Genomic DNA, 12,423 nt, shown 5'->3' with positions numbered 1-12,423 from the left:
GGTTTCGCCTCCCGGCTGCGTTTTCGAGGGCGGTTCGTTACAGTCTCTTTCAGTTTTGACCTAGACAGAAAGAGGGATTCGAACCATGTCTGCTTCCCACCGCGCCCTTCTGCTGACCACCCTGTCGGCCTTGCTGGCCTCGACCGGCCTCGTTCACGCTCAACCGGCCGCCGCCACACCGGCAGACTCCCCGGCTGCTTCGGCACCGCGCGGCGCGCCCCAGGCTGCCGCCAACCCCGCCCTGGATCTGGTGGTGTTCATCCTCCGGGAGGCCGAGGTGCTTCGCACCGTGAAGTCGCTCGACGGCAGCCAGCGACTTGTCAATCCGGATGGCCTGGCGCGCCGCGGTTACCAGTACTGCATGGTGGTCTACGCCGAGGACTACAAGGGGCTGAACGCCGCAGCCGGCGACAACGCGCTGCAGGTGCTTGGGCAGGCGCAGATCAACAACGTGCTGGCGGGCCTGGCGGGTGGCAAGGTGGGTGCGGCCCGTACGTCCGACTGCCTGCAGAGCCAGGGCGATCAGGTTGCACTGGTCTCGTCCCCCGAGGTGATTGCCGTGCAGCGCAAGGCCCTGGCGCTGCTGAAGTCCTCCGTGCCCGAATTTGCCCGCTACACGCCGCTCCAGGAGGTGCGCTACGAGCAACTCGCCCAGGCCGCCGATGAAGCCAAGGCCCGTCGTCAGCAGGCCGCCTTGGCCGCGCGGCAGCGTTTTCACCTGTTCGAAGAGAAGGCCGCCGCGGACAGCCGCGACCACCTCGCATCCTTGACGCTGGGCTATCCCAGCGACGACAAGCTGCGCTACTGCACGCTCGAGTACAACGGTGATCAGGGGGCGGCCGTGATCGGCTATGCCCACCGCGGTGCCGACTTCCTGTCCGCCAACATGCGCGCGCGCATCGAGGACCGCAAGGCCAAGCAGGAGGGCCGCAACGGCTTCGCCAAGGCCTTTGCCAGCATGGACGTGTTCTACCAGGAGCAGCAGAAGAACCCCGGGCAGTGCCACGTCTTTGTCGATTTCCCCAAGAACATCAAGGTGCTGATGGGGGCGATCGAGCGCGACCAGGGCAGCCGCAAGTACGAACTCAACGAGGTCGTGCCGGCTCAGGACATGCGTGAGGTGTGGGCGCGTCGCGCGGGCTACCCTGACTGGGCATCGAGCGAGTTCGCCGATGCAATCAAGGGCAATGCGCAGCAGGTCAAGGCACTGGGTGAACGTGGCATCACGACCAAAGCGGCGTTCGATGCGGCCCTGGCCGAGATGAAAGCCACGCGCTACGCCGAGTCCAATGAGGTGCGCGAGGTGCTGGCCTACCTCGATGACAAGAAGGCCGCGGGCAAGGGGCGCACCGCCCTGATGGTCAAGCAGGAGCGCGAGCGCGCCGAGCGGGCCGCCACCGAGCAACGCGCGGCCGAGCAACGCCGCCGCCAGGCTGAATACGCGCGGGAGTTCCCGTACACCGCCACGCTGAGCTGTGGCATGGGCGGCCGCCACATCAACATCGCGGCGTGCTTCACCGGCAAGTACACCAAGACCCAGCTCGAAGTGCGCAATGGCACCACATACCAGATGCTGCAGGCGTGGGAACTGGGCCAGGCTGGCAACGAGACCGGCGAGGGGCTGGTCATTCCGCTGCGCCCCAACTTCAGCCTGAAGGCGCAGAACACCAGCGAATCGCTCATTCTGGCGCTGACCATCAAGGACAACGCCACGGGCCGGGTGATCTACGAGAAATCGGCGGCGCAGTTCGGCGTGGTGAACGCGCGCAACTGAGTGGATGGTGGACCGAAGGAGGATCGAACTCCCGACCTCCGCATTGCGAACGCGGCGCTCTCCCAGCTGAGCTATCGGCCCGTGTTGCAAAGTCTAGCAAAAACCGCAGGCGTCGCCATCAGGCCTCGCCCGTGTGCTGGCGCGCCTGCAGTTCCTTGAACAGCGCCGACTGGTCCAGCTCGGCCAGCCCGTGGTCCACCCCTTGCTGGTACAGCGTGGCCAGCAGGCGGGTGATCGGCCCCTCGAAGCCCAGTTGGGCACCAGCGTGCAGCGCGTTGTTCAGATCCTTCAGCTGGATCGCCATCGACCCGCGCTTGGCAAAGTCACCCTCCACCATGCGCTGGCCATGCACCTCCAGGATGCGGCTGTCGGCAAAGCCACCGCGCAGGGCTTCGCGCACCTTGGCCGGATCGGCGCCGCCGCGTTCGGCCAGCAGCAGCGCCTCGGCCACCGCCCCGATGGTGATGCCGACGATCATTTGATTCGTCAGCTTGGCCAGCTGCCCAGACCCGGCCGGCCCCACGTGCACCGGCCGGCCCATGGCCTCCAGCACGGGCCGGGCGCGTGCGAAGGCCGCCTCATCGCCACCGGCCATGATCGCCAGCGTGCCGGCCTCGGCGCCCAGCGTGCCCCCCGACACGGGCGCATCGAGCGCGGTTGCGTCCGCCTCGGCCAGGCGTGTCGCATGGGCCTGTGCCTGCTCGGGCAGGATCGAGCTCATGTCGATCACCAGGGTACCGGCGCGCAGGCCGTGCACGGCCGCGTCGGGCCCATCGAACAGCACGGTCTGCACCACGCCGCCATGCTCCAGCATCGTGATCACGATGTCGGCCCGGGCCACAGCTTCGGCCGGTGTGTCGGCCACCCGCGCGCCAGCCTCGGCCAGTGCCTCGGCCTTGAAACGCGTGCGGTTCCAGACGGTCAGGGGGTATCCCGCGGCAAGCAGACGGCGGGCCATGGGTGCGCCCATCAGGCCGCAGCCCAGCAGGCTGATGTGGGTGTTCATAGCAGACAGAAGCCAAAGCCACGATTCTGACCCAGCCCCTGGTCGCCCCAAGGGCTTGGGCACGGTTGTAATCTGCGGACACCCGTCCACTGCCGAGTGTGAAAAATACCGCAAGGGAGGGGTAAAGTCGCCTTTCATCCCATGTTTGAAGGGCGGCGCCGGTTGTCCTTTTCGGCGAACATTCGCCCGGACCCCCGTCCATGGCGTGCCGCCTGGCGCCCGTTCATTCCAATAACGACTTCTGCCCTGCAACACACCATGGCCGATTCCCCAGCAACCGGAGAGAGGACCGGTGGCGACCTCGTCGACGCCCTGTTCCAGGCCCTGGACCAGATGGGTCATGGGGCGCTGATCAAGGACCCGGCTTCGGGCCGCTACGAGCGCGCCAACGAAGCGGCCGCGCGCCTGCTGCTCCAGCCCGGTCAGCAATGGCTGGGGGCCGCAGACGCCGAACTGTTCGATGCCGGGCAGGCCGTGGCCTTGCGGGCCGCCGATCAGCAGGCCGTGGCCCAGACTGCGGGCGTGCGGGCCGAACACCGGCTGGAGCTGGGCGGTGAGCGCCGCGACTTCGTGGCCTGGCGGCAGATCGCCTCCACCCCGCAAGGGCCGCGTCTGCTGTCCGTATGGCAGGACCTCACCGAGCAGCGCCGCAAGGACGCCCAGCTGCAGACGGCACTCGCCCAGCTCGAAGAGCAGCAGAAGGCCAATGACGCCCTGCGCCGCGATGTGCAGGACAACCAGGTGCGGGACTCGGTGTCTGGCCTGTACCACCGCGCCCACTTCGAAGAGCAACTGCGCCGTGAGGCCGACCTGTCCAGCCGCGAACAGCGCGAGTTCGCGCTGGTGGCCGTGGCCATCGACAACCTCGAGGAGATCCTGCGCCTGCATGGCGCGGAAGCCTGCGAGCGGGTGGTCGAGTCCCTCGGGCGTCTGCTGCGCGCGGGCACCCGCGCCATGGACTCCCCGTGCCGCCTGGGTGGCGACCGTTTCATCGTGCTGCTGTCGGGCGTGGGGCTGGCCACGGCGCACTCGCGCATGGAACAGCTGCGGCGTCAGTGCGCACAGCACATCGTGGCCTACAACGGCCAGCAGATCCCCTTCACCGTGTCGCTCGGCATCTCCAGCTTCCCGCACACCGCCGGCGTGGTCGACGAGCTGATGCGCAGTGCCGACCGCGCGCTGTCGAGTGCGCGTGAGAAGGGGGGCAACCGCATCGCGCTGGCCAGCATCCAGTTCGTGCCGGTCACCTGAGCTTGCGGGCGGCCGTGTGCCGCATTGCATCGCACCCAAGAAAACGGCCAGTTCACCGAGAGGTGACTGGCCGTTGTGATGTAAGGGTCCGTCGCAGACTGGTTGCCGCATTCCTGAACCCAGGGGGGATTCAGGTGGGCGAGGTCAGCAGCACTTCGGGTTCATCTGACGCGAGACGATCACACCTGCGCTGCAATGTTCCAAGCCCTGGCTCCAAGAGCATCGGTTCAAGGAAATAAAAACAACCACGAACGCGACGAACGATTTCATTCTAAGCGTTGTCGCCGCGAGCACCCGTGCAAAAGCACCACGGCACGGGGTTTCATCGAGTGATGCTTGACAGCCCGTTTCAGATGAGGTGGCCGTCGTTGTCGAGCGCGTGGTCGAGGCGCTGGATCAGGTTGTCGATGTACTCGGGAGGGGGCAAGCCCGCGCCCGGGGGCGCGGCGCCTTCGGCAGAAGCCTGCGTGGCTGCGGGGGCAGGGGGGCGGTCGGTCAGCAGATAGGCCAGGTTCAGCGCGGCCAGCACGGCGATGCGCTCGCGGGCCTTGAGCTTGCCGCTGTCGCGGATGGCGCACATCTCGCGGTCGACCTGGGTCACGGCCTGTCGCAGGCGTTCTTCGCCGCCGTCCGGGCAGCCGAGCAGGTAGCTCTGCCCCATGATCGAGACTTCAATCTGCTTCATGCGTTCAGGCCTCGGACGAGGAGGAGGGCGTGTGGGGTTCGGCCGCGTCGATCGGGGCCTGCGGCAGGCGGTCGATCAAGGCGTCGATGCGGGCGCGGGCGGCCGACAGGCGGGCGCGCAGCGAGTCGCGCTCTTGAAGCGTGACGGCCAGTTGCTGCTCGAGCAGCGCGTTGGTGCGACGCAGTTCCTCGTGGCGCAGCAGAAGGCGCTCGATGCGTTCCGTGAGTTCGTCGATTCTGGACATGGCGGGAGCCCGCGGGTGGGTGGTGGCCCGGTGCACAGGCCCAGCAGGCATTGTAGGGGGCTTACCTTACAATCGGCCCCGTTGGTGCTCGCGCCGGGGTTCTCTCCGGCGCAGTTAAACGGGAAGCAGGAAGGCTCAGACATCCCCGATGTCGGCCCGACCTGCGCTGCCCCCGCAACGGTCGGCGATCGGGTTCGCCAGGCATCTGCCGTGAACCCCGCTTGTGTTCTCTGCCACTGGGCGCTTGCCTGGGAAGGCCACACAGGTTGCATCGCCCAGCCCGGATACCGGCCAACAGGGGGACAGCCGTGCACCGCGTGTGCGGCTGGCCATTCCGCCCGGGGCCTGCGGGGACGCTGGCTGGGGCTTCTGTCCTGTTGATCTTTTCATGTCTTTCCTGAACTCGGTGCCGCGTGCACCCGGGGTACGCTCGGCTTTCGCCGTGGCGTGTGGTTTTGTCCTGGTCGCGCCGTTCGGTGTGCGGGCGGCTGACGCCGACCATGTCGGGCAGGTGGTGGTGACCGCCACGCGCAGCCCGACCCGCATCAGCAACCTGTCGGCCGATGTGACGGTGATCGAGCGCGATCAGATCGACGCGTCGGCAGGCCGCAGTCTTGCCGATCTCCTGTCGGGCAGCCCGGGGATCCAGTCGGCATCCAACGGGGGGCTGGGGAAGAACAGCAGCGTGTTCATCCGCGGCGGGGATGCCAAGCAATCCATCGTGCTGATCGATGGTGTCCGCTATGGATCGGCCACCACGGGCGCCCCCTCCATCGACAACATTCCGCTCGATCAGATCGAACGGATCGAGATCGTGCGCGGCGCGCTGGCATCGCTGTATGGCGCGGATGCAGCCTCCGGTGTGGTGCAGATCTTCACGCGCCGGGAGACCTCCGGCAAGCCGCTTGGCTCAGGCAGCGCCACGCTGGGATCGGACCGCTATCACGGGCTTTCTGTCGGGGTATCGGGGGGCGTCGATCAGCTGACCTACAGCGTGCGGGCGCAGACCGTCGGCACCGCGGGGTTCAGCGCGACCAATCCTCGCGTCGGCGTGAGTTCGTACAACGCGGACCGCGATGGCTTCCGGCAGCAGTCCCTGAGCGCCAACCTCGGCCTCGGATTGAGCAAGGGGTGGCGGATCGAAGGCAATCTGCTGCGGTCGGACGGGGTCAACCGGTATGACGACGGCGTGGCCCGGTCGGGCGTGTCCAAGGACACCCGGGCCGAGTTGACCACACAGGTGGCCGGCATCAAGCTGCTGGGTCAGATGGCGCCGGGGTGGAAGTCGAGCGTGCAGGCCAGCCACACGCTGGACGTCTCGGACACGACCGTTGCGAACAAGAGCAGCTACCTCGGGCGGATCGCCACGGCACAGCAGCAACTGATCTGGGAAAACCAGATCGGCACCCCACTGGGAACCGCGCTGGTCGCCGTGGAGAGCCTGCGACAGTCCATCGAGAACTCCACGAAACAGTTTCCGGTGACGCAGCGGCGGATTGATGGTCTGGTGCTCGGGCTCTCGGGCCACCGGGGGGCGCACGACTGGCAGCTCAGTGCACGGCGCGACCGCAACTCGCAGTTCGGTACACAGGATACGGGGTCGATCGGTTATGGCGTTCACCTGAGTGAGGCCTGGCGCCTCGGCGGGGCCGTGGGCACCAGCTTTGTGGCCCCCTCGTTCAACCAGCTCTACTGGCCCGGGTACGGCACGCCGGATCTGCAACCCCAGCGCGGGCTGAACAAGGAGCTCAGCCTGGCGTGGGAAGCCGGAGAGCATGCTGCCCGGCTGACGCGCTACGACAATCGCATCCGTGACTTCATCCTGATCAGCCCGACTTCGGCCAGCAACATCAAGCGGGTGAGCCTGAGCGGCTGGACCCTGTCTTATCAGACCGCCACGCAGACCGGGATCGGCCAGCTGTATGGTGTGGGCAGCCTCGACTGGCTGGATGCGCACAATGAGGCGGACGGCAGCAAGCTGGTGAGGCGAGCAGACCGCTTCGGGACCATCCGGGTGGGCCTTGATCGCAGTGTCGTGAAGTACGAGGTGTCCCTCAAGGGCAGCGCCGGTGCGGTCGACAACAATGCGAGCTTTGTTCGGGATCGCCTGCCGGGTTATGCGCTCTGGGGCGCTTCCGTGGCATGGCGCGTGCATCCGGACTGGAAGTTGAGCCTGCGTGCCGACAACCTCGGCGATCGGACCTACGAGAAGATCTGGGGCTACAACCAGGCCGGTGCGCAGGTGTTCCTGACGCTGGCCTACGCGCCCGGATCCCGCTGACAGCCCGCCCTTTTCACGGGAGCTTGTTCATGTCATCCCATCACCTCGTTGTCGGTGGACAGCGCAGTGGCAAGTCGCGCCATGCCGAGCGGCTGGCTCAGCGCTGGCTGGCGGCCGACCCGGCGCACCGTGTCACGGTGGTGGCCACGGCGGAAGCCTGGGATGACGAGATGCGTGCCCGCATAGCGCGCCACCGCGTTGAGCGCCTTGAAGGCATGGACACGGTCGAGGCGCCGCGCGCGTTGTGCGGGGCGTTGCAGGCCCAGGCCGAGCCCGGTCGGCTCATCGTCGTGGATTGCCTGACCATGTGGCTCACCAACTGGCTGATGCCCGCAGCGGGCGAGCCCGACCCCGCCGCATGGCGTGCCGAGCGCGATGCCTTGCTGGCCTTGCTGCCGCAACTCGTGTCGCCGGTGGTGTTCGTGTCGAACGAGGTGGGCTGGGGCATCGTGCCGCTGTCGCGCGAGGTGCGGGCCTTTGTCGACGAGTTGGGCTGGCTGAACCAGGGGGTGGCGCGCTGCTGCAGTGACGTCACCCTGATGGTCGCGGGACAGCCGTGGACGCGGCCCGTGGTCGAGGAAACGTGATGGCGGCGTGGCGCGTTCGTGGTGGGAGGGAGTCACAGGCTCAACGCATGAGCTTTGTCGCCACGATGCTGCTTGCTGTCGCGTGCGTGGGGTCGCTGGCGCGTGCGGCCGACTTCACGCTGGTGGACGACCGCGGCGTGCGCACGGTGTGGTCGGCGCCGCCGCAGCGCATCGTGAGCCTGTTGCCCTCGCTGACGGAAACCGTGTGCGAGCTGGGGCAGTGCGCCCGGCTGGTGGGGACCGACCGCTATTCCAACCATCCTGCCTCGGTGAAGGTCCTGCCCAAGACCGGTGGACTGGACGACGCCAACCTCGAGCAGATCGTGGCCTTGCGGCCGGATGTGGTGTTGCTGGCGCTGTCGGCCCGCGTGACGGACCGCCTGGAAGCGCTCGGCATCCGCGTGGTGGCGCTGGAGCCGCGCACCCACGATGACGTGCGCCGTGTGGCGGGCAAGCTGGCCCAGTTGCTGGGGCAGCCTGCAGCCGGGGAGCGCCTGTGGGCTCGCCTGGAAGGGGAGATCGACCAGGCGGCCAGCACGGTGCCTGCCGGCTGGCGCGGACAGCGCGTGTACTACGAGGTGGACAGCGCACCCTATGCGGCGGGCGCTTCGTCCTTCATCGGCCACACGCTGGCGCGCCTGGGTTTGAAGAACATCGTGCCCGAATCGCTGGGCCCGTTCCCGAAGCTGAACCCCGAGTTCGTGGTGCGAGGTGATCCACTGCTCATCATGGTCTCGGCCCGCAATGCGGGCGCCTTGCCCGCGCGGCCGGGGTGGGCGCGCATCCAGGCCGTGCAGCACGGTCGGATCTGCACGTTCTCAGCGGAGCAGGGTGATGTGCTGTCGCGGCCGGGCCCACGCATGGGTGAAGCGGCGCGCATCATGGCTGCGTGCCTGCAACGCACGGCACCGCCTGTCGGGAGTGCACGGTGAGTGCGTGGCGCTGGGGCGGGGTGCTCGTCGGGCTGACGGTGGCGCTGTTGGGTGTGAGCCTGATGGCAGGCAGCACCGGGTGGTCCGTGCCGTTCGGCGCAGAGCATGATGCGCTCGCCCGTCAGATCCTGTGGGACATCCGCGCGCCACGTGGTCTGGGTGCGTGGCTGGCGGGGGCCCTGCTGGGGCTGGCGGGTGCGGTGGCGCAGGGCCTTTTCCGCAACCCGCTGGCCGATCCATACCTGTTGGGCAGTTCGTCCGGGGCGGCCCTGGGGGTGGCGGCCTGTCTGGCCGCGCTGGGCGTGGGGCCCGCGGCCACCGGCTGGGCCGTGCGGCTCGGGTTGACCGGCGCGGCGTTCGCCGGCTCGGTGCTGGCCGTGCTGCTGACCCTCACCCTGGCACGCGGCGTACAGCACACGTTGCGTCTGCTGCTGGCGGGCGTGGTCGTGGGGGTGGTGCTGGGCGCGTGCAGCGCGCTCACCATGCTGCTGGTGCCCGACATCATGCGGGCCATGCAGGCCTTCATGCTGGGCACCACGGGCTTTCTGGGCTGGTCGGCCGTGCAGGTGATGGCGCCGGTGTGCGCGCTGACCCTGTGTGTGGCGTGGGGCGGCGCGCGTGCGCTCGACGCCCTGAGCCTGGGCGACGCCACCGCGCGCAGCCTCGGCGTGCGCATGGGGGCGGTGCGGGTGTGGCTGGTGGGCGCGATGGCGCTGGCCACCGGCACGGCCGTGGCGCAGGCGGGCCTGATTTCGTTCGTGGGACTGGTGGCGCCGCACCTGGTGCGCGGTCGGGTGCCGGGCACCCAGGGCGCGGTGTTGATGCTGTCTGCGCTGGCCGGTGGGCTGCTGCTGCTGGCGGCCGACACCGTGGCCCGACTCGTGATCGCGCCTCAGGAGCTGCCTGTGGGGGTGCTGACCGCGGTGCTGGGCGGCATCTACCTGCTGTGGCGCATGCATCGCATGGAGGCATCCGCATGACGCCCGTGTTGCAGGCCCGCCTTGAGCGTGTGCAGCTGGGCCGCGTGCCCGTGTTGCACGATGTCGATGTGGCCCTGCACGCCGGTCGGTGGATCGCGGTGGTGGGCCCCAACGGCGCGGGCAAGTCGACGCTGCTGCGCGCCCTGGGCGGGCTGGTGGCCGTGACGGGCGAGGTCCGGCTGCAGGGCCGCCCGCTGTCGGCGTGGCCTGCCGCCGAGCGCGCACGCACGCTGGCGTGGCTCGGACAGGCCGAGTCCGGCGGGGAAGACCTGCGTGCACAGGACGTGGTGATGCTGGGGCGCCTGCCGTATCAGGCCTGGCTGGCCGCGCCCGATGCCGCCGACCACATCGCCGTGCAGGCCGCCATGCAGCAGACCCAATGTTGGGCCTGGCGTGCCCGGCGCATGGGCGAGCTGTCTGGGGGCGAGCGGCAGCGCGTCCTGCTGGCCCGGGCACTGGCCGTGCGTGCGCCGGTGCTGCTGATGGATGAGCCCCTGGCCCACCTGGACCCGCCACATCAGGCCGACTGGCTGGACACCGTGCAGGCACTGCGCGTGCAGGGCGTGACCGTGGTGAGCGTGCTGCATGAACTCAACATGGCGCTGCAGGCCGACGAGCTGATCGTGATGGCCGACGGCCGCGTGCGGCACCATGGTGCGGCATGCAGTGCGGATGCCCAGCAGGCGCTGTGCGCAGTGTTCGATCAGCGTGTGCGGCTGGTGCAGGTGGACGGCCAGTGGGTGGCGTTGCCCGTCAGTGGGCGGCAGCAAGGATCATGACGTGAGCGAGCCGACTTCCGTGCAGTGCCCCGCACTCCTCATCAGCGCCCCGGCTTCCGGCCAGGGGAAGACGACGGCCACGGCCGCCCTCGCGCGCTGGCATGTGCAGCAGGGTCGGCGTGTGCGCGTGTTCAAGACCGGCCCGGATTTTCTGGATCCGATGATCCTGTCGCGCGCCTGTGGCCTGCCTGTGCAGCAGCTCGATCTGTGGATGGGCGGCGAAGCCCACTGCCGGCAGCTGCTGTGGGCGGCGGCCCAGGAGGCGGAGGTCATCCTGGTGGAAGGCGTCATGGGCCTGCATGACGGCACCCCTTCGTCCGCGGACCTTGCGATGCAGTTGGGCCTGCCCGTGCTGGCGGTGATCGACGCGGGCGCCATGGCGCAGACCTTCGGCGCGCTGGCCCTGGGCCTGGCCGCCTACCGCCCTGGCCTGCAGCTGGCGGGGGTACTGGCCAATCGCGTGGCCAGTGCCGGCCATGCGCAGATGCTCCGTGAAAGCCTGCCCGCCGGCATGACGTGGTTTGGCGGGCTGCCGCGCGACGAGGCCATCGGGTTGCCATCGCGTCATCTGGGCCTGATGCTGGCCGACGAGGTGGCCGATCTGGATGCGCGCCTCGACCGTGCTGCGCAGGCGCTGGGTGCGCTCCAGCCGGCGATGCCCGCGCCGGTGACCTTCACGCCGCCACCCGAGGCCCTGCCCGAAGCCCGCCTGCCGGCCGACCGGCCCTTGCACGGTGTGCGCATCGGGGTGGCGCAGGACGAAGCCTTTGCCTTTCTGTATCCGGCCAACCTCGACGTGCTGCGCGCGCTGGGCGCCGACGTGGTGATGTTCTCGCCGTTGCACGACGAGACGCTGCCCGCCGTGGACGCGCTCTACCTGCCGGGCGGGTATCCGGAACTGCACCTGACCCGCCTGACCGGCCACCACGCCATGCGCGAGGCCGTGTGCCGCCACCATGCCGAAGGCCGGCCCATCGTGGCGGAATGCGGTGGCATGCTGGCGCTGCTCGATAGCCTGTGCGATGTCACCGGGCTGCGGGCGCCGATGTGGGGCCTGTTAAGGGGCGAAGGCACCATGCAGGCACGTCTCGTCAACCTGGGGCTGCATGCGGCGGCCCTGCCCGAGGGCACGGTGCGCGGGCACACCTTTCACCACGCCGCGGTCTCGGGTGACGCGCCGGTCGCCCTGCACACCACCGCACAGCGGCACCATGGTCGGCCCGAGCCGGTGTACCGGCAGCGGCGCCTGCTCGCGTCCTTCCTTCACCTCTATTTCCCCTCCAACCCGGCGGCCATTGCGGCCTTGTTTCAACCTTGATCCCCGAGGTCCCTCATGCAGATTGAAAACCCCCCGGTCGACCGCCAGGTCGAAAAGCCCGATGGCGAACGTCGTGGTCTGGTCCTGATCCACACCGGCGATGGCAAGGGCAAGAGCACGGCCGCCTTCGGCCTGGCCCTGCGCGCCCATGGCCGCGGCAAGGCCGTCAAGATCTACCAGTTCATGAAGGTGCCTTCGGCGCGCTTTGGCGAGCACCGCGTGTTCGAGCAGCTCGGTGTGCCCATCGAGGGCCTGGGTGACGGCTTCAGCTGGAAGAGCAAGGACCTCGAACACTCGGCGCAACTGGCCCGCGACGGCTGGGCCCGGGCAGCCGCCACCATCCAGGCCGGCGAGCACTTCATGGTCGTGCTCGACGAGATCACCTACCCGATTCGCTATGGCTGGCTCGACCTGCAGGCCGTGGTCGAGGTGCTGAAGACCCGCCCCTCGCACGTCAACGTCGTGCTGACCGGTCGCGGTGCTCCGCAGGAGCTGGTGGACGTGGCCGACACCGTCACCGAGATGAAGTTGATCAAGCACCACTACGACGCGGGCGTGCCGGCCCAGCGCGGCATCGAGGACTGAG

General features: G+C 68.7%; 12 protein-coding genes, 1 tRNA gene and 1 riboswitch. Of the genes, 9 read left to right on the top strand and 4 right to left on the bottom strand.

Annotated elements, in window-relative coordinates; genetic code table 11:
- Positions 1–85: 85 nt before the first annotated feature.
- Complete coding sequence (locus DEH84_RS12615) at positions 86–1,774, top strand: hypothetical protein (protein WP_109037161.1); 1,689 nt, start codon at positions 86–88, stop codon at positions 1,772–1,774.
- A gap of 5 nt (positions 1,775–1,779) precedes the next feature.
- On the opposite strand, the gene DEH84_RS12610 is transcribed toward DEH84_RS12615, so the two are convergent.
- Positions 1,780–1,855 (bottom strand) — tRNA-Ala (locus DEH84_RS12610).
- 37 nt (positions 1,856–1,892) lie between these two features.
- Complete coding sequence (locus tag DEH84_RS12605) at positions 1,893–2,780, bottom strand: NAD(P)-dependent oxidoreductase (protein ID WP_109037160.1); 888 nt, start codon at positions 2,778–2,780, stop codon at positions 1,893–1,895.
- A gap of 258 nt (positions 2,781–3,038) precedes the next feature.
- On the opposite strand from DEH84_RS12605, the gene DEH84_RS12600 reads away from it, so the two are divergent.
- A complete protein-coding gene (locus tag DEH84_RS12600) occupies positions 3,039–4,031 on the top strand; it encodes a GGDEF domain-containing protein (protein WP_159098949.1) in 993 nt (330 codons plus the stop codon).
- A 349-nt stretch (positions 4,032–4,380) separates the two neighbouring features.
- Here the strand turns inward: DEH84_RS12600 and DEH84_RS12595 are convergent, their stop codons facing one another.
- On the bottom strand, positions 4,381–4,716 hold the full coding sequence (locus DEH84_RS12595; protein ID WP_109037158.1) for a cell division protein ZapA: 336 nt from the start codon (positions 4,714–4,716) through the stop codon (positions 4,381–4,383).
- Positions 4,717–4,720: 4 nt separating this feature from the next.
- Positions 4,721–4,960, bottom strand: coding sequence for a DUF904 domain-containing protein (locus DEH84_RS12590; RefSeq protein WP_109037157.1), 240 nt, complete (start codon positions 4,958–4,960; stop codon positions 4,721–4,723).
- A 65-nt stretch (positions 4,961–5,025) separates the two neighbouring features.
- A riboswitch (cobalamin riboswitch) is annotated at positions 5,026–5,270 on the top strand.
- A 78-nt stretch (positions 5,271–5,348) separates the two neighbouring features.
- On the opposite strand from DEH84_RS12590, the gene DEH84_RS12585 reads away from it, so the two are divergent.
- From DEH84_RS12585 to cobO, 7 genes are read left to right on the top strand one after another with little or no spacing between them, the layout of a single operon-like run.
- A complete protein-coding gene (locus DEH84_RS12585) occupies positions 5,349–7,241 on the top strand; it encodes a TonB-dependent receptor domain-containing protein (RefSeq protein WP_109037156.1) in 1,893 nt (630 codons plus the stop codon).
- A 29-nt stretch (positions 7,242–7,270) separates the two neighbouring features.
- Positions 7,271–7,828, top strand: coding sequence for a bifunctional adenosylcobinamide kinase/adenosylcobinamide-phosphate guanylyltransferase (gene cobU / locus DEH84_RS12580; RefSeq protein WP_109037155.1), 558 nt, complete (start codon positions 7,271–7,273; stop codon positions 7,826–7,828).
- A gap of 47 nt (positions 7,829–7,875) precedes the next feature.
- Positions 7,876–8,760, top strand: a complete 885-nt coding sequence (locus tag DEH84_RS12575) for an ABC transporter substrate-binding protein (RefSeq protein WP_109037154.1) — start codon at positions 7,876–7,878, stop codon at positions 8,758–8,760.
- On the top strand, positions 8,757–9,740 hold the full coding sequence (locus tag DEH84_RS12570) for a FecCD family ABC transporter permease (protein WP_245932582.1): 984 nt from the start codon (positions 8,757–8,759) through the stop codon (positions 9,738–9,740). The genes DEH84_RS12575 and DEH84_RS12570 overlap by 4 nt, the downstream gene beginning before the upstream one ends.
- Positions 9,737–10,519: an ABC transporter ATP-binding protein gene (locus tag DEH84_RS12565; RefSeq protein ID WP_109037153.1), complete on the top strand. Its 783-nt coding sequence runs from the start codon at positions 9,737–9,739 to the stop codon at positions 10,517–10,519. The genes DEH84_RS12570 and DEH84_RS12565 overlap by 4 nt, the downstream gene beginning before the upstream one ends.
- Before the next feature lies 1 nt (position 10,520).
- The gene (locus DEH84_RS12560) at positions 10,521–11,837 is read left to right on the top strand and encodes a cobyrinic acid a,c-diamide synthase CobB (RefSeq protein WP_245932581.1); all 1,317 of its coding nucleotides are present in this window, start codon (positions 10,521–10,523) and stop codon (positions 11,835–11,837) included.
- Positions 11,838–11,852: 15 nt separating this feature from the next.
- Complete coding sequence (gene cobO, locus DEH84_RS12555) at positions 11,853–12,422, top strand: cob(I)yrinic acid a,c-diamide adenosyltransferase (protein ID WP_109037151.1); 570 nt, start codon at positions 11,853–11,855, stop codon at positions 12,420–12,422.
- Position 12,423: the final 1 nt, after the last annotated feature.

Source organism: Aquabacterium olei (assembly GCF_003100395.1).
In the GTDB taxonomy this organism is placed as follows: Bacteria; Pseudomonadota; Gammaproteobacteria; order Burkholderiales; family Burkholderiaceae_C; genus Aquabacterium; species Aquabacterium olei.
This window is presented reverse-complemented; position numbering and strand designations above follow the sequence as displayed.

Bases quoted from the DNA above. Each gene is read 5' to 3' on its own strand.
- DEH84_RS12615 (WP_109037161.1), top strand. From the start codon at position 86: ATGTCTGCTTCCCACCGCGCCCTTCTGCTGACCACCCTGTCGGCCTTG.
- DEH84_RS12605 (WP_109037160.1), bottom strand. From the start codon at position 2,780: ATGAACACCCACATCAGCCTGCTGGGCTGCGGCCTGATGGGCGCACCC.
- DEH84_RS12600 (WP_159098949.1), top strand. From the start codon at position 3,039: ATGGCCGATTCCCCAGCAACCGGAGAGAGGACCGGTGGCGACCTCGTC.
- DEH84_RS12595 (WP_109037158.1), bottom strand. From the start codon at position 4,716: ATGAAGCAGATTGAAGTCTCGATCATGGGGCAGAGCTACCTGCTCGGC.
- DEH84_RS12590 (WP_109037157.1), bottom strand. From the start codon at position 4,960: ATGTCCAGAATCGACGAACTCACGGAACGCATCGAGCGCCTTCTGCTG.
- DEH84_RS12585 (WP_109037156.1), top strand. From the start codon at position 5,349: ATGTCTTTCCTGAACTCGGTGCCGCGTGCACCCGGGGTACGCTCGGCT.
- cobU (WP_109037155.1), top strand. From the start codon at position 7,271: ATGTCATCCCATCACCTCGTTGTCGGTGGACAGCGCAGTGGCAAGTCG.
- DEH84_RS12575 (WP_109037154.1), top strand. From the start codon at position 7,876: ATGAGCTTTGTCGCCACGATGCTGCTTGCTGTCGCGTGCGTGGGGTCG.
- DEH84_RS12565 (WP_109037153.1), top strand. From the start codon at position 9,737: ATGACGCCCGTGTTGCAGGCCCGCCTTGAGCGTGTGCAGCTGGGCCGC.
- cobO (WP_109037151.1), top strand. From the start codon at position 11,853: ATGCAGATTGAAAACCCCCCGGTCGACCGCCAGGTCGAAAAGCCCGAT.